Annotated in this window: 17 protein-coding genes; 11 read left to right on the top strand and 6 right to left on the bottom strand. The window is 65.2% G+C overall.

What is annotated here, in order from left to right:
- The first annotated feature begins 6 nt into the window (after nucleotides 1-6).
- The 5 genes from EHH60_RS22910 (at nucleotide 7) to EHH60_RS22890 (ending at nucleotide 4,813) form a co-directional block, all read left to right on the top strand.
- The gene (locus tag EHH60_RS22910) at nucleotides 7-765 is read left to right on the top strand and encodes an ATP-binding cassette domain-containing protein (RefSeq protein ID WP_124161696.1); all 759 of its coding nucleotides are present in this window, start codon (nucleotides 7-9) and stop codon (nucleotides 763-765) included.
- Nucleotides 765-1,847 (top strand): ABC transporter permease, encoded by a 1,083-nt coding sequence (locus tag EHH60_RS22905; RefSeq protein WP_199751786.1) that lies wholly within the window; start codon nucleotides 765-767, stop codon nucleotides 1,845-1,847. The genes EHH60_RS22910 and EHH60_RS22905 overlap by 1 nt, the downstream gene beginning before the upstream one ends.
- A 94-nt stretch (nucleotides 1,848-1,941) precedes the next feature.
- A complete protein-coding gene (locus EHH60_RS22900; protein WP_199751783.1) occupies nucleotides 1,942-2,874 on the top strand; it encodes a sugar-binding protein in 933 nt (310 codons plus the stop codon).
- Between the two features lie 105 nt (nucleotides 2,875-2,979).
- Nucleotides 2,980-3,957, top strand: coding sequence for an aldo/keto reductase (locus EHH60_RS22895; RefSeq protein WP_124161736.1), 978 nt, complete (start codon nucleotides 2,980-2,982; stop codon nucleotides 3,955-3,957).
- 4 nt (nucleotides 3,958-3,961) lie between these two features.
- On the top strand, nucleotides 3,962-4,813 hold the full coding sequence (locus tag EHH60_RS22890; protein ID WP_124161693.1) for an amidohydrolase family protein: 852 nt from the start codon (nucleotides 3,962-3,964) through the stop codon (nucleotides 4,811-4,813).
- 76 nt (nucleotides 4,814-4,889) lie between these two features.
- Here EHH60_RS22890 and EHH60_RS22885 read toward each other — a convergent pair whose 3' ends face one another.
- On the bottom strand, nucleotides 4,890-6,119 hold the full coding sequence (locus tag EHH60_RS22885) for an ABC transporter substrate-binding protein (protein WP_124161692.1): 1,230 nt from the start codon (nucleotides 6,117-6,119) through the stop codon (nucleotides 4,890-4,892).
- Nucleotides 6,120-6,233: 114 nt separating this feature from the next.
- Nucleotides 6,234-7,160: a class I SAM-dependent DNA methyltransferase gene (locus EHH60_RS22880; RefSeq protein WP_124161691.1), complete on the bottom strand. Its 927-nt coding sequence runs from the start codon at nucleotides 7,158-7,160 to the stop codon at nucleotides 6,234-6,236.
- 197 nt (nucleotides 7,161-7,357) lie between these two features.
- Here EHH60_RS22880 and EHH60_RS22875 point away from each other — a divergent pair, with 197 nt between their 5' ends.
- The 5 genes from EHH60_RS22875 (at nucleotide 7,358) to EHH60_RS22850 (ending at nucleotide 12,712) form a co-directional block, all read left to right on the top strand.
- The gene (locus tag EHH60_RS22875; RefSeq protein ID WP_124161690.1) at nucleotides 7,358-8,395 is read left to right on the top strand and encodes a ligase-associated DNA damage response exonuclease; all 1,038 of its coding nucleotides are present in this window, start codon (nucleotides 7,358-7,360) and stop codon (nucleotides 8,393-8,395) included.
- Nucleotides 8,392-10,053: a cisplatin damage response ATP-dependent DNA ligase gene (locus EHH60_RS22870; protein WP_124161689.1), complete on the top strand. Its 1,662-nt coding sequence runs from the start codon at nucleotides 8,392-8,394 to the stop codon at nucleotides 10,051-10,053. The genes EHH60_RS22875 and EHH60_RS22870 overlap by 4 nt, the downstream gene beginning before the upstream one ends.
- A gap of 270 nt (nucleotides 10,054-10,323) precedes the next feature.
- A complete protein-coding gene (locus EHH60_RS22860) occupies nucleotides 10,324-10,629 on the top strand; it encodes a DUF6460 domain-containing protein (protein ID WP_199751780.1) in 306 nt (101 codons plus the stop codon).
- Between the two features lie 21 nt (nucleotides 10,630-10,650).
- The gene (locus EHH60_RS22855; protein WP_124161687.1) at nucleotides 10,651-11,385 is read left to right on the top strand and encodes an MBL fold metallo-hydrolase; all 735 of its coding nucleotides are present in this window, start codon (nucleotides 10,651-10,653) and stop codon (nucleotides 11,383-11,385) included.
- A gap of 1 nt (nucleotide 11,386) precedes the next feature.
- Nucleotides 11,387-12,712 carry an MATE family efflux transporter gene (locus EHH60_RS22850; RefSeq protein ID WP_124161686.1) on the top strand — a complete coding sequence of 442 codons (1,326 nt, stop codon included), beginning with the start codon at nucleotides 11,387-11,389 and terminating at the stop codon, nucleotides 12,710-12,712.
- A 122-nt stretch (nucleotides 12,713-12,834) separates the two neighbouring features.
- On the opposite strand, the gene EHH60_RS22845 is transcribed toward EHH60_RS22850, so the two are convergent.
- Complete coding sequence (locus EHH60_RS22845; protein ID WP_124161685.1) at nucleotides 12,835-13,932, bottom strand: quinone-dependent dihydroorotate dehydrogenase; 1,098 nt, start codon at nucleotides 13,930-13,932, stop codon at nucleotides 12,835-12,837.
- Nucleotides 13,929-14,273 carry a DUF952 domain-containing protein gene (locus EHH60_RS22840; RefSeq protein ID WP_124161684.1) on the bottom strand — a complete coding sequence of 115 codons (345 nt, stop codon included), beginning with the start codon at nucleotides 14,271-14,273 and terminating at the stop codon, nucleotides 13,929-13,931. The genes EHH60_RS22845 and EHH60_RS22840 overlap by 4 nt, the downstream gene beginning before the upstream one ends.
- Nucleotides 14,274-14,557: 284 nt before the next feature.
- On the opposite strand from EHH60_RS22840, the gene EHH60_RS22835 reads away from it, so the two are divergent.
- Complete coding sequence (locus tag EHH60_RS22835; RefSeq protein WP_124161683.1) at nucleotides 14,558-15,214, top strand: S24 family peptidase; 657 nt, start codon at nucleotides 14,558-14,560, stop codon at nucleotides 15,212-15,214.
- A 372-nt stretch (nucleotides 15,215-15,586) separates the two neighbouring features.
- On the opposite strand, the gene EHH60_RS22830 is transcribed toward EHH60_RS22835, so the two are convergent.
- Nucleotides 15,587-17,227: a lysine--tRNA ligase gene (locus EHH60_RS22830; protein ID WP_124161682.1), complete on the bottom strand. Its 1,641-nt coding sequence runs from the start codon at nucleotides 17,225-17,227 to the stop codon at nucleotides 15,587-15,589.
- A gap of 219 nt (nucleotides 17,228-17,446) precedes the next feature.
- On the bottom strand, nucleotides 17,447-18,382 hold the full coding sequence (locus EHH60_RS22825) for an ABC transporter substrate-binding protein (protein WP_124161735.1): 936 nt from the start codon (nucleotides 18,380-18,382) through the stop codon (nucleotides 17,447-17,449).
- Between the last annotated feature and the right edge of the window lie 25 nt (nucleotides 18,383-18,407).

The following is an 18,407-nucleotide window of genomic DNA, read 5'->3' as shown; positions in this document are numbered from 1 at the left end:
CCGCTGATGGCAAACACCGACGCAAAACCGGTCCTCGAGCTGACCGGCATCGGCAAGGAGTTCGGCGCGATCCGCGCGCTGCACGATGTCGAGATGCAGGTCTTCCCCGGCGAAGTGGTCGGCCTGATGGGCGACAACGGCGCGGGCAAGTCGACCCTGGTCAAGATCATTGCCGGCAATTTTCGTCCCACGCAAGGCGAGATGCGCTTCGCCGGCAGCGCCGTGCGTTTCAATCGTCCCGTCGATGCCCGCGCTGTCGGCATCGAGGTGGTCTATCAGGACCTCGCGCTATCGGACAATCTGACGGCGGCAGCCAACGTTTTTCTCGGCCGCGAGCTGAAGCGCAGATTCGGACCCATCGCCTTGCTCGACCACAAGGCGATGGCGGCGCGCGCGCTCGAGCTGTTCGGCGAGCTGCGCTCGGAGACGCGCCCCGACGATCTCGTCAAGCAGATGTCGGGCGGCCAGCGCCAGGCCGTCGCGATCGCGCGGACCCGGCTCTCCAATGCGCGGCTGGTGATGATGGACGAGCCGACCGCCGCGATCTCTGTGCGCCAGGTCGAGCAGGTGCTCGGCCTGATTCACCGGCTGAAGGAGCAGGGCGTCGCCGTGATGCTGATCTCGCATCGCATGCCCGACGTGTTCGCGGTGTGCGACCGCGTCATCGTCATGCGCCGCGGCGAGAAGCGGGCCGACAAGCCGATCCACCAGACATCGCCAGAGGAAATCACCGCGCTCATCACCGGTGCGAAGGAGGCGGCGTGATGACCATGCCCATGGAATCCCCGGTCACGTTCTCCAATGTCGGCAAGATCAGGTGGTGGCAGCGCGGCATCTTCGCCTCCCAGACCGGCTACGTCCTGCTCGCGCTGGCGGTGCTGCTGGTGATCATGCATTTCGCCAGTCCCTATTTCTTCACAGAAGGCAACATGCAGAACGTGGCGAAGAACTTCTCCTTCATCGCCATCGCGACGCTTGGGGTCACGTTCGTGATCATCACCGGCGGCATCGACCTCTCGGTCGGCTCGATGATGTGCTTCTCCGCCATGATCACTTCGATGGTGATGACCGAGCTGTCGACGCCCGGCTCGCCCGCGGGCGCGCTGTTCGTGCACATGGGGGCCGACGGCAAGACCGCGCTCGCCAATGTGCCGGGGCTGATCCTGCTGGTGTCGATCCTCGCAGGCCTTGGCGTCGCGCTGGTCGCCGGTCTCGTCAACGGCTTCTGCATCGCCGTGCTCGGCCTGTCGCCCTTCGTGACCACGCTCGGCATGCTCTCGATCGTGCGCGGGCTCGGCTACGTCGTCTCCAACGGCCGTGGCAGTTTCCCGGGCGGACCGGACGCCGATTATTTCTATGCGCTCACCTCGGGTGACGTGCTTGGCGTCCCCGTACCCTTCATCTATCTCGTGATCCTCGCATTGGCGATGGCCGTGGTTCTGCACCACACCTCCTTTGGCCGCCACGTCTTCGCGCTCGGCGGCAACGAGAAGGCGGCCGAGCTCACCGGCATTCCGGTGGTGCGGGTGAAGATCGAGGTCTATGTGATCTGCGCGCTCGCCGCGGGGCTCCAGGGCATCATCATCTCCGGTTGGCTCGGGTCAGCGCCGGCCAACATGGCGACATCCTACGAGCTCAACGTGATCGCGGCGGCCGTGATCGGCGGCGCCAATCTCGCCGGCGGCATTGGCGGCCCACTTGGGGCCATCGTCGGCTGCGTGCTGCTGGAGGTGATCCGCAACGGGCTCGTGCTGGCGCAGGTCAGCTCCTACTGGCAGCAGACGCTGGTGGGCGTGATCATCATTCTGGCTGTGCTGGTCGATCGCATCCGCTCGCGGATGACCTGACGCGACGTCGTCTCGGGAAGGCAACGAAAATGCCGCCTGTCCGCTTCCCGGGCGCTTTCGAGAGGATGGGCACCAAACAAGGGTGGAGGAGACAATGAGGAAATTTCTTCTTGCCGGCATCGCGGTTGCGATGATGGCGACGCCGGCGTTCGCCGCGAACTACCGCTTCGTCATCGTGCCCAAGGCGATGAACAATCCGTTCTTCGACTTCGCACGCGATGGCTGCCTCAAGCGCGCCAAGGAGCTCGGCAACATCGAGTGCATCTACAAGGGGCCGGTGGAGCATGAGCCGGCGACGCAAGCCCAGATCATCCAGGACTTCATCACCCAGAAGGTCGACGGCCTCGCGATCTCGGTTGCCGATGTCGCAGCCATGACCAAGTCGATCGAGGCGGCAACCGCGGCCGGCGTCCCCGTCATCACCTTCGATGCCGATGCCCCAGGCTCCAAGCGCGTCGCCTATATCGGCACCAACAACAAAGAGTTCGGCTTGGCCCTCGGCAAGCAACTCTTGAAGATGCGGCCCGATGGCGGCAAGTACGCCATGGTCTCGGGCGGTCCCGGCGCCAAGAACCTCGCCGAGCGCGTCGATGGCGTGCGCGAGGCACTGAAGGGCTCGAAATGGACCGAGGTCGCGGGTTCCCCGACCTTCTGCAACGACGATCCCGCGCTGGCGGTCCAGCAGATGACGGACATGCGCACCGCAACGCCTGACCTTGCCGCCATCGTTCCGATCGGCGGCTGGCCGATGTTCGCTCCGGAAGGCTTCAAGGCCTTCGCGTCCAGGAACAAAAAGGACATCGATTCCGGCAAGTTCACGCTGGTCGTAGCCGATACGCTGAAGATGCAGCTCGAGCTGCTGCGCGATGGCTATGCCAATGCGCTGGTCGGCCAGCGTCCGTTCGAGATGGGCGAGAAGGCTATGGACACGCTGCTCGCGATCAAGAAGGGCGAGAAGGTGCCGGAGATCGTCTACACCGGCCTCGATCTCGTCACCAAGGACAACGTCGCACAGATGTTGAAGTAGGAGCACCCCAGCCTGGCGCTTCCATATGTCTCTCCCGCTTGCGGTTTGCGCAAGCGGGAGAGATGATTTGGGCTGTTGGAAGAGGGCTGCTGGAAGGCAATGGGTATGAAAATGTCGCGGCTCGGCGCTCTCGACGTCACCTCAATCGGCCTCGGTTCCGCCCCGCTCGGCGGATTGTTCTCCCCCGTCAGCGATGCCGATGCGCAAGCAACGATTGAAAGGGCCTGGTCTCTCGGCGTCCGCTTCTTCGATACCGCGCCGCTCTATGGCTTTGGCCTTGCCGAGCGGCGGCTGGGTGCATTCCTGCGGCAACAGCCGCGCGACTCCTACGCCATCTCGACCAAGGTCGGCCGTCTGCTGCGCGCACCGGATGGCAATGCCACGGAAGACGAGCACTACAAGGGCACGCCGCGCGAGCGCCCGGTGTTCGATTTCAGTTATGACGGCGTGATGCGATCGGTCGAGGAGAGCCTGGCGCGCCTTGGCCTCGATCGCGTCGACGTCCTGCTCGTGCATGATCCCGACGACCATTATGACGACGCCGTCACCGGCGCCTTCCGTGCGCTCCAGCGCTTGCGCAGCGAAGGCACGGTCAAGGCGATCGGCGCCGGCATGAACCAGTCGGAGATGCTGGTTCGCTTCGCCGACGCCGTGCCGGTCGACTGCTTCCTGCTCGCCGGGCGGTACACGCTCCTCGACCAGGGCGCGCTGGACGTCCTGTTTCCGGCCTGTCAGGCGAAGGATATCGGCATTCTGCTCGGCGGCATCTACAATAGCGGCATTCTGGCCGATCCGCGGACCTCCGCGAAGTTCAACTATCAGGACGCCGATCCGGCGCTCGTCGCGCGTGCGCTCGAGCTCGACGCGCTCTGCCGCAGGCACGGCACCGAGCTGAAAGCCGCCGCGCTCCAGTTCTGCATGGCGCATCCGGCAGTGACGGTCGCCGTGATGGGCGCGCGCAATGCCGTGGAAGTGGCCGACAACATCGCGATGTCGGAGAAAGCGGTGCCGGCCGCGTTCTGGCAGGAACTCCGTGCGCGAAAGCTCGTCGATGTCCGGGCGCCGCTGCCGGGCGGAGTGTAAGGGCATGATCATCGACGCCCATCAGCACTTCTGGGACCCGGCGCATGGCGACTATCCCTGGATGGAGGCGGACGAACTCGCGCCGATCCGCCGCGCCTTCGGTCCCGCCGATCTCGCGCCGCTCATGAAGGGCAACGGCATCGACGCAAGCATCCTCGTGCAGTGCCGCTCTGCGCTGGAGGAGACCGAGCAGTTCCTGCACATCGCGCACGAGAATCCCTTCGTCGTCGGCGTGGTCGGCTGGGCTGATCTGACGGACGGCGCTCTCGACGAAACGCTTGATCGCCTGCGCGCTTTGCCCGGCGGCGGCAAGCTGGTTGGCATCCGCCACCAGGTCCACGACGAGGCTGATCCGGATTGGCTGCTCCGCGAGGATGTCCAGCGTGGTCTCACGGCCGTTTTCGCCCGCAATCTCGGCTACGATCTCCTCGTTCGCACCCGCGAGCTGCCGGCTGCGATCGCGACTGCGCAGGCCTTTCCGCAAGCGCGCTTCGTGCTCGATCATGCCGCGAAGCCGCCGATCGCCGGCGGCGGGAGCACCGAATGGGCCGACCGCATCGCAGCGTTAGCTGCCTGCGGAAATGTCTGGTGCAAGATCTCAGGCTTGGCGACCGAGGCGGTCTGGAATGACTGGGATGCGGAACGGCTGTTTCCGTTCGTCGCGCACGCCGCAGAATGTTTTGGCGAGGACAGGCTGATCTTCGGCTCGGACTGGCCAGTGTGCCTGCTTGCGGGAAGTTACGGCGAGATCAAGAATGCGCTGGAGGCCTGCCTGGCGAGCCTTGGCCCGCATGTGCGGGACAAGGCTTTCGGCGTGAATGCTGCGCAGGCGTATCGGCTGCCGATCGCGGCTTAGCGCGAAGCGCCGGCGTCCTCCTGTCTCTCCTGACGGAGCAGGAGAGGGGAGGCCAAGGCGGAGTTCGTCCCGCCACCTACTCCGACATCGGCTTGTCGGAAATGTCCCAATCCTTGCCGGTGAAGGTGGAGATGAACAGCGTCTTCATCGGCGTGTAGTCTTCGGGCGCGTAGCTGTAGGTGACGCCGTCGAGGAAATAGGGCGAATGGAAGCCCGCGAGCGTCGAGGCCTGCTTCAGCACGTTGGCGCGAGTGAGTTCGCCGCCGCAGCGGCGCAGGATCTCGCCCATGGTCACGGCCTGGCCGTAACCGGCAAAGGCGATGGTGTTGTCGGGATCGATCGCCGGCGTGTACTTCTTGCGCAGTTCCTCGAACGCCATCACGTCGGGGTCCTTCTCCCATTTGGGCAGGCCGACCTCCTTGTTGTAGCGGATGGCGACGATGCCGGTGGCGTTCTCGAGGCCCGCGGCATTGAGGATGGAGCGGCCAGTCGAGCCCGCCGACAGCAATTGCAGCGGCTTCCAACCGAGCTCGGCCACCTTGCGAATCGACTGCGACGAGGCCTTGCCCGTCGAGATGTTGTAGAAGACGTCGGCGCCCGACTTCGAGAGATTGATGAGCTGGGAATCGACGGTCGGCTCCGTGAGATCGTAGGTCTGCTCCATGATCACCTGCGCGGTGCCGCCGGCATCCGCCAGCACCTTCTTGAAGGGACCCAGGAAGTCGCGGCCGAAATCGTCGTTCTGGTAGAGGATGCCGATCTTCGCGTTCGGCTTCACGCTGACGACGTGCCGGGCCAGGATGCGCGCCTCGGTCGGATAGAGCGGCAGCCCCGCCATCGTCCATTTGAACTCCTTCGGGTTGTTCCACTTCGATGCGCCGGTGTTGAGCAAGAGCTGCGGCACGCCCTTGGAGTTCAGGTATTTGTGCACGGCGGTCTGCGGCGCGGTGCCGAGCGAGCCATAGAGCGCCAGCACTTCCTCCTGCTCGACCAGGCGCCGCGTCGCCTCGACGCATTTCGGCGCGCTGTAGGCGTCATCCATGGTGAGGAATTTTACCTTGCGTCCATTGATGCCGCCCTTCTCGTTCAGCATCTGGAAATAGGCTTCGCCGATGCGCCCGAGCACGCCGTAGAGCGAGCCGGGGCCGGAATGCGGCACGGTCTGCCCGATCTTGATCTCGGTGTCGCTGGCGCCCGCATCGTATTTCTTTTCCGCAGGCCAGACATAAGGCGCCGGCAAGGTGGATACAGCGATGGTGGCGAGCGCGGCGGCGCTGAAATCGCGCCGCGATGGATTCTTCGTCATTATTGTTTCTCCCTAGCGAGGGCATTGTGCTGGCATCGCAGCGCATCTCGCAAGTGGGAAGTCGCAGCTTTGCGACGCAATGGCGCTCAAATTGAACAGTGCTAGCGCCTAGACTCAAATTTTCTCGGCGACGACGACGAGGCCGCGCACCGGCTCGTTGTTCTCGTTGCGCGGCGAGGCTGGCTCTAGTGTCTGCAGCTTGAGCTCCGCCCTGGCGATCGCGCCGCGGACATATTCCGCAGAATGGGCATAGCGCAGGCCTTCACCGAGCACGATGCCGCTGCCATCGTGCGTCTCCAGCGTGCAGGCGAGCACGCCGCCAGGCGCGAGCACGCGGTTCGATTCATTCAGCACCGGCGCAAGATCGCCAAGGTAAACGAACGCATCCGCAGCGACGACGAGGTTCGCGCTCGCATCCGCCTTGCTGCGCAGGCCTTCGATCATGTCGGCGACCTCGAGCTCCGCGTAGAGGTTCGTGGCGCGCGCCTCCTTGATCATGCGAGGCGACAAATCGATGCCGACGAAATGATCGACCTGCTTGGCGAACGCGACAGCCGCAAGCCCGGTGCCGCAGCCGAGGTCGATGGCCCGCTTGAAGTAGGCCGGCTTCTTCGCCGCGCCACGCGCGGCGAGCACTGCCTTGAAGATCAGCGCCGGGCCGCGATAGCCGAGATCGTTGATCAGCGTGTGCTCGAAGCGAGGCGCGTACTGGTCGAACAGGGTCTGCACGTAGGCCTTGGGCATCTCGGCCATCTGTGCGTCGCCGAGCCGCACCAGATGCAGGCCGGCGCCGTGCCGGTCCGCGGGATCGCATCGACGCGATTCTCGAAAGGCCGTGATCGCCTTGTCGCGCTCGCCGAGTTGCTGACGGATCTCGCCGAGCGTGAACCAGGCGGAGGTGAAGTTCGGCGCAAGCTCGATCGCCTGCTCCAGGAGGTCCGCGGCGGCCGGCAGGTCGCCCTTGAGCTGGAGGTCGCGCGCGAACTCGAAGCGGCGGTCGGCCATGAGATCGCCGGAGGACTGGAACAGGCGCAGAGGCATTTGGAACAACTCGTCATTGCCGGGCTTGACCCGGCAATCCTTAAACAATCGCTGCTTTGGAGGATGGATGCGCGGGTCCCGCCTCCGCAAATTGGCTTCGGCGGGCTTTTACACCCCCCGCCCGGCGAAGCCTAGCGGGGACGGCAAGCCGGCGCATGACGGGTTAATTTGAAGCGTCCGCTCCCTATATGAAGCCCATGCGTCCGCAAGACATTCTGCTGCCAGTTGCTGCCGGCCTATGCTGCAAGCCCGGCGGCTTTCATATCGATCCAGTCCGCCCGGTCGAGCGCGCCGTGATCACCCACGGCCATTCCGATCATGCCCGGGCCGGCCATGGCGTGGTGCTGGCGACGCAGGAAACGCTCGACATGATGCGGCTGCGCTACGGTGAGAACTTTGCCGGATCGACGCAAGTCATCCACTATGGCGAGGAGATCCGGCTCGGCGACGTCCGCGTCAAATTTCACCCGGCCGGTCATGTGCTCGGCTCGGCGCAGATCGCGGTGACGTGCAAGGACATCTGCATCGTCGCTTCCGGCGACTACAAGGACGCGCCCGACCCGACCTGCGCGCCGTTCGAGCTGGTGCCCTGCGACGTCTTCATCACCGAGGCCACTTTTGGCCTGCCGGTTTTCCGGCATGGCGATGCCGCCGACGAGGTGAAGAAGCTGCTGGCCTCCGTCGCACTGTTTCCGGAGCGCGCCCATCTGGTCGGCGCCTATTCGCTCGGCAAGGCGCAGCGCGTGATCGCGCTGCTGCGGCAGGCCGGCTATGACGCGCCGATCTACCTGCATGGCGCCATGGAGACGATCACGCACTACTACCAGAGCCGCGGGATCGCGCTCGGCGAGCTGAGGCCGGTGAAGGGCGTCAAGAAGGCGGCGCTTGCCGGCACCATCACATTGGCGCCGCCCTCGGCGACTTCCGATCTCTGGACGCGGCGCTTTCCCGATCCCGTCGTCGCCTTCGCGTCGGGGTGGATGCGCGTGCGCGCCCGGGCGCGGCAGCGCGGCGTGGAATTGCCGCTGGTGATCTCCGACCACGCCGATTGGGACGGCCTTACCTCTACCATCGGCGCGACCGGCGCGGGCGAGATCTGGGTCACTCACGGTCAGGAAGATGCGCTGGTGCATTGGTGCCAGAGCAAAGGCCTGAAAGCGCGGCCGCTCGATCTCGTCGGCTATGGCGACGAGGAGGAGAGCGAGACGCCGATTCCGGACGAGGCCGAAGCATGAACCGCTTCGCCGAACTGCTCGACCGCCTGGCTTACGAGCCCGGCCGCAACAACAAGCTTCGGCTGATCACCGGCTATTTCCGCGAGGTCGGCGATCCCGACCGCGGCTATGCGCTGGCCGCGCTGACCGGCGCGCTCAGCTTCAAGCATGCCAAGCCCGCGCTGGTCCGCGAGCTCATCGCGGCGCGCACCGACCCGGTGCTGTTCGGGCTCTCCTATGATTATATCGGCGATCTCTCGGAGACGGTGGCGCTGATGTGGCCGAAGGCCGCGCTGGCCGCCCATAATAACCCGCCACCGCCATCCCTCACCGAAGTCGTCACCACGCTGCGCACGCTCGGTAAGACCGAGTTGCCGAAGCAGCTCGAGCGCTGGCTTGACGAGCTGGATGAGACCGGCCGCTGGGCGCTGCTCAAGCTCGTCACCGGCGCGCTTCGGATCGGCATTTCCGCGCGCCTCGCCAAGACCGCGGCCGCAGCGCTCGGCGACAAGGACCCGCATGAAGTCGAGCTGATCTGGCCGGGCCTCTCGCCGCCCTATCTCGAGCTGTTCGCATGGCTGGAGGGACGCGCCGAAAAGCCGGTCAATTGCGATCCCGCGCCGTTCCGGCCCGTGATGCTGGCGCATGCGATCGAGGATGCGGATTTCGCCGCGCTCGACCCCGCCGACTACATCGCCGAGTGGAAATGGGACGGCATCCGCGTTCAGGCGGTGGCCGGGCGCGACGATCGCGGCCACATCACGGCGCGGCTCTATTCGCGCACCGGCGAGGACATCACCGGCAGCTTTCCGGATCTCGTGCCGTCGCTACGCCTGCCCGGCGCGATCGACGGCGAACTGCTGATACTGCGCGAGGGTCGCGTGCAGAGTTTTAATGTTCTGCAGCAGCGCCTCAACCGCAAGGTCGTCTCGCCGAAGCTGATCAAGGAGTTTCCGATCCACCTTCGCGCCTACGATCTGCTTGGCGACGACGAGAATGATCTGCGCGAGCTGCCTTTTGCCGAGCGACGTGAACGGCTGGAGAGATTCGTGAAGAAGCTTGACGATCCCCGCATCGACCTGTCGTCCACCGTCCCCTTCACAAGCTGGGACGCGCTGACCGCCGCGCGCGCCGATCCGGCGAGCGCAGGTGCCGGTGAGGATGCGGACGCCGTGGAGGGCGTGATGCTGAAGCGGCGCGATGCGCCTTATTTCCCCGGGCGGCCGAAGGGCCAATGGTGGAAGTGGAAGCGCGATCCGCACATCATCGACGCCGTGCTGATGTATGCGCAGCGCGGCCACGGCAAGCGCTCGTCCTATTATTCTGATTATACGTTCGGCGTCTGGACCGGGGGCGAGGGCGGCGACGAACTGGTGCCGGTCGGCAAGGCCTATTTCGGCTTCACGGACGAGGAACTGCTCCAGATCGACCGCTTCGTCCGCCGCAATACCACGGAAAAGTTCGGCCCCGTGCGGCATGTCGTGCACGAGCGCGACAAGGGACTCGTGCTGGAGGTCGCGTTCGAGGGTCTGCAACGTTCGCCGCGACACAAGTCCGGCGTTGCCATGCGCTTTCCCCGCATCAGCCGCTTGCGCTGGGACAAGCCGCCGCGCGAGGCCGATCGGTTGGAAACGCTGGAAAGGATGTTGAAGGAGGAAGCGGCAGAGATTGAGGTGTGAGGCATCGATCTCGTCTTGGCGTCAGTGCGCTCCCTCTCCCGCTGTCGGGGAGAGGGTGTCTCCGCGATGGGACAATCCCCCAGAGGAGAAAGCCCTCACCCGGCGCTGCGCGCCGATCTCTCCCGCAAGCAAGCGGGAGAGGTTGCGGCCAGTCTTCGGCGCGCGCGGGCTACGGATTAAAATGCGGTAAGCTGATTGTTGGTCTGGTCAGGGTTCCCCATGTGCCCCGCCGTGCCCTATAATGGGGTCGAATCCCCCGAGGAGTTTGCGATGGTCCAAGACGTCAGAGATTTGCCGGCCGGCCGCAGCGACGGCCTGCACCGCTTTCTCGGCGGCTCCCCGCTGGCGGTCGCGTTCCGACTGGTTCTGCTCTCGATCCTGGTCGGAGTCGTGCTGGCGGCGATCGGCTTCGACCCTTGGAACATCATCGCCAGCATTCGTCTCTTGTTCCAGCGTCTCTGGGATCTCGGCTTCGATGCCGTGAACTGGCTGTGGCGCTACTTCCTGCTCGGCGCCGTCATCGTGATCCCGATCTGGCTGCTCTCGCGCGTCTTCGGCGCGCCGCGCGGCCGGTAAGATCTTGAAGGCTCGCTGCCCATGCAATTGCGCTTTGTCGGCTGCGGCGATGCTTTCGGCTCCGGTGGCAGGCTCAACACCTGCTTCCACGTCTCGGGGCGCGAGGCCAACTTCCTGATCGATTGCGGCGCGTCGGCACTGCCGGCGCTGAAGCGGCTCGAGATCGATTGCAACGAGATCGATCTGATCCTGATCACGCATTTCCACGGCGACCATTTTGGCGGGCTACCGTTTGTCCTGCTCGACGCGCAATTCTCGCGGCGGAAGCGGCCGTTGACGATCGCGGGTCCGCAAGGCATCGCGGCGCGGCTTGCCCAGGTGATGGAAGCGCTGTTCGAGCATTCCTCAAGCACCCAACAGCGGTTCGAGCTGAACGTGATCGAACTCGCCCCCGAGCAAGGCCAAAGCTTCGGCGCGGTGACGGTGACGCCCTATCCGGTCGTGCATGGCGAATCCGGCGGGCCTTTCGTGGCTTACCGCGTCGAGGCCGAGGGCCGCACGCTCGCCTACAGCGCCGATACCGAATGGACGGAGTCGCTCATTCCGCTGGCGCATGGCGCGGACCTTTTCATCGCCGAAGCCTACATGTACGAGAGGATGGTCAAGAACCATCTCAGCCTGAAGACCTTGGAACAGCACCTGCCCGCGATCGGCGCCAAGCGGCTCGTCCTCACCCATATGAGCGACGACATGCTGTCGCGTCTGGGCGAAGTGCCGCATCTCGCTGCCGAGGACGGCATGGTGCTCGTGTTCTGACATGCACGCGCCGGTTCATCCCAGGGTCAGCTCCCGCCAGGTGTTCTCCATCGCGGGACCGGCGATGGTCGCGAACCTGACCACGCCGCTGATCGGCGTCGTCTCGACCACCGCAATCGGACGGCTCGACGATGCCGCGCTGCTCGGCGGCGTCGCGATGGCCTCCGTCATCTTCGACTGCCTGTTCTGGCTGTTCGGCTTCCTGCGCATGAGCACGCTTGCATTCACCGCGCAGGCGCTGGGCGCCGGCGAGACGCGCGAGCAGACCGCGATCCTGGTGCGCGGCTTCATCGTTGCCGGTCTGATCGGCACCGGCCTGATCGCGCTGCAACTGCCGCTGACCTCGGTGCTGTTCGACCTGATGGGCGGCAGCGAAGGCGTGACGCGCGCGGCGAAAACCTATCTCATGATCCGGATCTGGTCATCGCCATTCGCCTTCGCCAATTACGTCGTGCTCGGCTGGCTGGTCGGCCAGGCCCGCGCCAATCCCGCCCTTGCGCTCCAGGTCGTGATCAACGTCATCAACATGGCGGCGACGATCCTGTTGGTGCTCGTCTACGACACCGGTATTGCCGGCGCGGCTATCGCCGCGCTGCTCTCGGAGACGATCGGCTTCGCCCTGGGCGTGATCGTCTGCCGCCGTTATGCGGGCGGTGGCTTCAGGGTGCCCCGCGCAACGCTGTTCAATCGCGCAAAACTGATGCGGCTGCTGGCGGTGAACACCGACATCCTGATCCGCACCGCGGCGCTGATCGCAGCATTCCTGTTCTTCACCGCCAAGGGGGCGCGCGCCGGCGACGTCACGCTGGCGGCGAACTCCGTGCTCAACAATTTCCTCCTGGTCAGCGCCTTCTTTCTCGACGGCCTCGCCAACGCGGCCCAGCAGCTCTGCGGCCGCAGCTTTGGCGCGCGCGACGCCAAGGGATTTGCGGATTCGACCAAGCTGGTGCTGCTCTGGGGCCTGGGCTTCGCGCTCGTCGTCGCCGTGCTGTTCGCGCTGTTCGGCCCTAACTTGATCAATGTCATGACGGCCAGTGAGGACGTTCGCCGCGCCGCGCGCGACTTCCTGCCGTTCATCGTGCTTGCGCCGATCCCCGGCGTGTTCGCCTTCGGCTTCGACGGCATCTATGTCGGCGCGACCTGGGCGCGCGAGATGCGCAATCTGATGCTGGCTTCGCTCGCGATCTTTTTCGGTGCCTGGCTGGCGCTGCAATCGTTCGGCAATGCCGGACTGTGGAGCGCGCTGATCGCGTTCTACGTCGCCCGCGGCGGCTTGCAGGGTGCGCGCTATCCGGCGCTGTATCGGGCGACGTTCGTGAAGCCGTAGCTCTCGTGTCCCGGACGCGCGAAGCGCGAGCCGGGACCCAGAATGCGGCGGCATGGGGCCCGGCTCAGCAGCGCATCACGCCGCGAAGACGCCGCGCGCTGCGCGCGGGGCACGAGACGGTGCTACATCCCGGGCCAGTCTTCCGCCGTGAGCGTCGCCGCATCCGCACCGACGATATCGGACAGCGAATCCCGCCCCGTGCGGAGCAGCGTCGAGGCCAGATCGCGCTTGATCTCGTCGACGAGGCCGAGACCCTTGTAAACCAGCGACGAATAGAGCTGGATTAGGCTGGCGCCGGCGCGGATTTTCGTCAGCGCGGCGCCGCCCGAGTCCACGCCGCCGACGCCGATCAGCGGGAATGCACCCTCGACGCGCACATAGGTTTCCGCGACCATGCGCGTCGACAGACGGAACAGCGGCCGGCCGGACAGGCCGCCTTGCTCCTTCGCCCGCACCTGCTCGCGCAACGTGCTCGGCCGCGCGATCGTGGTGTTCGACACGATCATGCCGTCGACCCGGCGCGAACGCGCGACCTGCACGATATCGTCGAGCTGGGCAAGGCTCAAATCCGGCGCGATCTTGAGCAGCACCGGTGTGTCGCCCGCCTTCCGGCGCACCCGCTCGCGGGCGTCGATCACGTGTGCGAGGAGATCGTCGAGCAGCGCGCCTTCCTGCAGATTGCGCAGGCCCGGCGTGTTCGGCGAGGAGACGTTGACGGTGAAATAGCTCGCCACCGGCGCAAAGGTTTCGATCAGCTTGACGTAGTCGGCGACGCGGTCCGGCGAATCCTTGTTGGCGCCGACGTTGACGCCGACGATGCCACCGTGCTGCGCGCGCGCTGCAAGCCGGCGCAATGCAACCTCCGCACCGTCATTGTTGAAGCCCATGCGGTTGATGATCGCCTCGTCTCGCTCGAGCCGGAACAGCCGCGGTCGCGGATTGCCGTCTTGCGGCTTCGGCGTTACCGAGCCGATCTCGACGAAGCCGAAACCGAGTCGCAGCAGCGCGTCCGGAACCTCGGCGCTCTTGTCGAAGCCCGCGGCCATGCCGATCGGATTGGGAAAGTTCAGCCCGAAGGCGCGCACCGCGAGCTTTGGATCATCGGCACGCGGCTTGGCCGGTGGCAGGAAGCGCAGGCCCTGGATCGCGAGGCGATGCGCATCTTCGGGGTCGAGCCAGCGCAGCACCGGCAGCGAAAAGGCGTCGAACGCGCGGATCACGGCAACAGCTCCGGAACATCGTGACCGCCGTCGGAACGCATGTTGAGGTTGATCACCGCGATCACCGCGCCGAGATCGAGGTCGCCATAGAGATGCGGAAACAGCTCGTCGTTGCGCGAGCGCTCCCAGCGCAGCTCGCTGCCGAGCACGTCGCCGTCGACCTCGACCAGGAACAGCGCACGCTGCCCGAAATAGTGCTTGCGCAAGGTCTCGGGAACCTGGGCCGCGGTCGAGAAATGGATGAAGCCGTCGCGCGCGTCATCCGCGCTGCCCCGGTAGGCACCCTGTCGTTCCGCCTCGCGCCAGGCCGAGGCCGGACAGATTTTGTAGATCTTGACCACCGCTTCCGCAGCCTTGTTTGTTCTTTGAGTCTTTTTGGTTTTTTCGTCTCTCGCGGGTCCGCAAAACCCCGGGCGCGACCGTAAAGGCCGTCCCTTCCGAACTCAAGACTTAGAGTCTTCTCCGTTCCGATGAAATTGGAACCGGGCCCCAGATCCTGTTTTGACGCGATTTCGCGACCGGTACCACTTCGCTTGAAACGCGCCATTGCCGCCTCTTGCGCGAAAAACGGAAAACCGGTTGATTTGAGGATAGTTTTCCTGAGTTGCGACGGGCTGGACCTTCCATGGTCAGACAAGCCAAAGCGCAGAGGATGCTGACCCACGACCAGATCTGGGCCGCGCTGGATCGGCTGGCGGCGCGTGCCGGACTGTCGCCGTCGGGGCTTGCCAAGCGTGCCGGGCTCGACCCCACGACCTTCAACAGGTCCAAGCGCGTCACCGCCGACGGCCGCGAGCGCTGGCCGTCGACCGAATCGATCGCAAAGGCGCTGGCCGCGGCCGGCGCCTCGATCGACAGCTTTGCGAAGTTGATTGACCATGACGGTACGGGCGACGGGCGCTCGGTGCCGCTGCTCGGCTTTGCACAGGCCGGGATGAGCGGCGCCTTCGACGAGGCCGGCCTTCCATCCGGCAGGGGCTGGACCGAGATCGCGCTTCCCGCAACCGAGGACGGCCACACCTTTGCGCTGGCGATTTCCGGCGATGCGCATGCACCCGTCTATCGCGACGGCGACATCGTTCTGGTCTCGCCCGGCGCGCCGATCCGCAAAGGCGATCGCGTGGTGGTGAGGAGCAAAGCGGGTGAGGTGACGGTCGCGACGCTGAAGCGCCGCACTGCAAAGGCGCTGGAGCTTCAACCGCTCGATGCGTCGCTCGCCGAGCGAACGATGGCGATTGGTGACGTCGGCTGGATCATGCGGATCGTGTGGGCAAGCCAGTGATCGCGCGAGCGGACCATGACACCATTCTCGCAGCGAGCGCCATTGCGACTCACAAGCCCTCTCGCCTAGGTTGCGCACCTGTTGCACGTCAGGACCACTGATGCTGTGCTGATGATCCGGGAGATTGTTTGCGTCTATGTGCTGAGACCCGTAGGATGGAGCGCAGCGCAATCTGGGGACCGGTGGCGTAGCTTGTGAAGACCCCGGATTGCGCTACGCTCCATCCCGACTACGCTGCTGCTGACCTTGATGCGCGCGGCGGACGGCTGCGCCGATCGCCAGCCCGACGTCGACATGCACGCCGTGCTCGGGCCGGACGGTGTCTACAAGTTCACGACAAGGCGGGCGATCCGCTGTAGAAGCGGCCCGAAACTACGCGCTTCTCGCCAGCGCGCCGTCGATCATGTTGACCGCGTTCTGCACGCCATAGACCGCGACGAAGGAGCCGAAGCGCGGGCCTTTCTCCTGGCCGAGCAGGACCTGGTAGAGCATGTTGAACCAGTCCAGCGTCACGCCGGGGCGGCCGTCCTTGCCCTTCTTGACCTGGTCAAGGAACGGCTCGCGGCGGCCGACTTCGTAGACGACGTTCTGGATGTCCTCGGCCGAAGCGTCCGGCGCCAACTGCGACAGCGCATCGCGCAGATCCTGGAGCGCGGCGCGCTCGCCGTCTGTCGGCACCCGGAACTGCTTCGTCGGCGCGACGAAATCGCGATAATAGTTGATGGCGTAGCCAACCATCGCGTCCAGCTTCGGATGCGTCTGCGCCGTCACGCCGGGGCGATAGCGGCCGATGAAGCCCCACAGCGTCTCGGCATTCTCCGCGTTCGAGGACGACACCAGCGTCAAGAGCAGCTGGAAGGTGACAGGCATGTCGCCCTTCGGCGGCTTGCCGTTGTGGATGTGCCAGACCGGATTGCCGAGCTGCTGCTTGCCGTCCTGCTTGGCAAAGCCGTCGAGGAACTGCTGGTAGTCGTCGACATTGCGCGGGATGACGTCGAAATAGAGTCGCTTGGCGGCCTTCGGCTCGCGATACATGAACAGCGACAGCGATTCCGGCGAGGCGTAGCGCAGCCATTCGTCGATGGTGAGGCCGTTGCCCTTCGACTTCGAGATCTTCTGGCCCTTCTCATCGAGGAAGAGCTCGTAGTTGAAGCCTTCGGGCGGGGTCGCTCCGAGCGCCCTGGCGATCGCGCCGGAGAGCTTCACCGAGTCGATGAGATCCTTGCCTGCCATTTCGTAGTCGACGCCGAGCGCGACCCAGCGCATCGCCCAGTCGGCCTTCCACTGGCACTTGACGTTGCCGCCGGTGACGGTCGTTTCGACTTCTTGATTGGTATCGGGATCGACATAGGTGACCGTGCCCGCGGCGACGTCGCGGCGGATCATCGGCACCTGCAGCACGACGCCCGTGGTCTTGCTGATGGGGAGGAACGGCGAATAGGTGGCGCGACGATCGGGACCCAGCGTCGGCAGGATGATCTCCATCACCTTGTCGTAGGCGGCGAGCATCCTCAGTAGCGTCGCGTCGAAGCGGCCCGACGTGTAGTAGTCGGTCGAGCTCGCGAACTCGTAGTCGAAGCCGAAATGGTCGAGGAAGGCGCGCAGCCGCGCATTGTTGTGCGCGCCGAAGCTGTCATGCGTACCAAAGGGATCGGGCACGCGTGTCAGCGGCTTGCCGAGATTGGCTTCCAGCGGCGCTCTGTTCTGCACGTTGTCGGGCACCTTGCGCAGGCCGTCCATGTCGTCGGAGAAGGCGAGCAGGCGGGTCTTGATCTTGTCCTCGGTCAGCACGCGGAAGGCATGGCGAACCATCGAGGTGCGCGCGACCTCGCCGAACGTGCCGATATGCGGCAGGCCTGACGGGCCGTAGCCGGTCTCGAACAGCACCTCGTCCTTCGGGCTTTTCTTCAGCCGCGCGACAATGGCCTTCGCCTGCTCGAACGGCCAGGCGTTGGATTGTTCGGCGAGCGCACGCAGGTCGCTCGGGTTCGCGGCAAGATCGATAACGGACATCAGGGGCCTCCGGGCCGCGGAAAATAGCGATTTCCGGGCCAAATGCAATTTTGTGGGCGGTGTTGCCTCTCGCGCCGTCATTGCGAGCCACCGGGTCCGCGCAAAGCGCGGCCCGATGACAGGCTCCGCGAAGCAATCCAGAATCTTTCCGCGGAAACAGTCTGGATTGCTTCGTCGCAAGGGCTCCTCGCAATGATGGCGGAGGGAGCAGCGACGAAACTAAAACGGGCTCACAGAGAAATACCGCAGCCACAGATCGGTGTAGCGGCCTTTTTCCCAGACGCGGAACATCGCCCAGTTCAGGGCCTGGCGCAGCACGTCGTTGCCCTTGCGCACGGCAATGCCGATGCCTTCCCCGAAGAAGCGGCTCTCGACGAAGGGGCCGCCGGAAAAGGCGCAGCAATCGCCGGAATCCGTGCCGTTGATCCAGAACGCCAGCGAGATGGCGTCGCCGAAGATGAAATCGACCTCGCCCCTGCGTAAAGCGGCGCGCATCGCATCGTCACTGGGGTAGGCGTGCAGCTCGGCATCGGTGAACAGCGCCTTGAGATACGCTTCATGCGCGGAGCCGGCGATGACGCCGACCTTCTTGCCCTCAAGGTATTCGGGCCGGATCTCCGGCATCACCGCGTCCTTGCGCGAGACGAAGCGCGCCGGCACCCGGTAATAGGGATCGGTGAAGTCGACGCGGGCGCGAAGCTGCGGGCTCACCGCCATCGAAGCGATGATGGCATCGCCCCGGTTGGAGGTGAGCGCGTCGACCAGCGTCTCGAAGCGGCGCATTTGCACAGTGCAGGTGACCTTGATCTCCTCGCACAGGGCGCGGGCAAGATCGACGTTGAAACCGGCCGGATTGCCGTCCGCGCCGGTGAAGTTGAACGGCGGATAGTCGGTCTCGGTCAGGAAGCGGATCACGGTCAGGCGCGACAGGTCCGGCCGCTCCGGTCGCCGGCGCGGGTCCCAGAAGCCGGGCACGGCCTGCGGAGCGGCCTGGGGGGTGACCTGCGGTGTGGCCTGGGGTGATGCCGGGGGCCGTGTGGCGGGAGCTTGGGCCCCGGCGCCGGTCAGCCCCGCGAGCAGGCAAGCACCGACGGCCAACCCAGTCAGCAAGCCGCGGGCAGATTTGGACGATTTCGCCTGTTGCGATGGAGCCATCGGCCGGAAATGAACGAATTTCATT

The organism is Bradyrhizobium sp. RP6 (assembly GCF_003837805.1).
GTDB lineage: Bacteria > Pseudomonadota > Alphaproteobacteria > Rhizobiales > Xanthobacteraceae > Bradyrhizobium.
The sequence above is the reverse complement of the archived record's forward strand: the minus strand, read 5'-3'. Positions and strand labels throughout refer to the sequence as shown.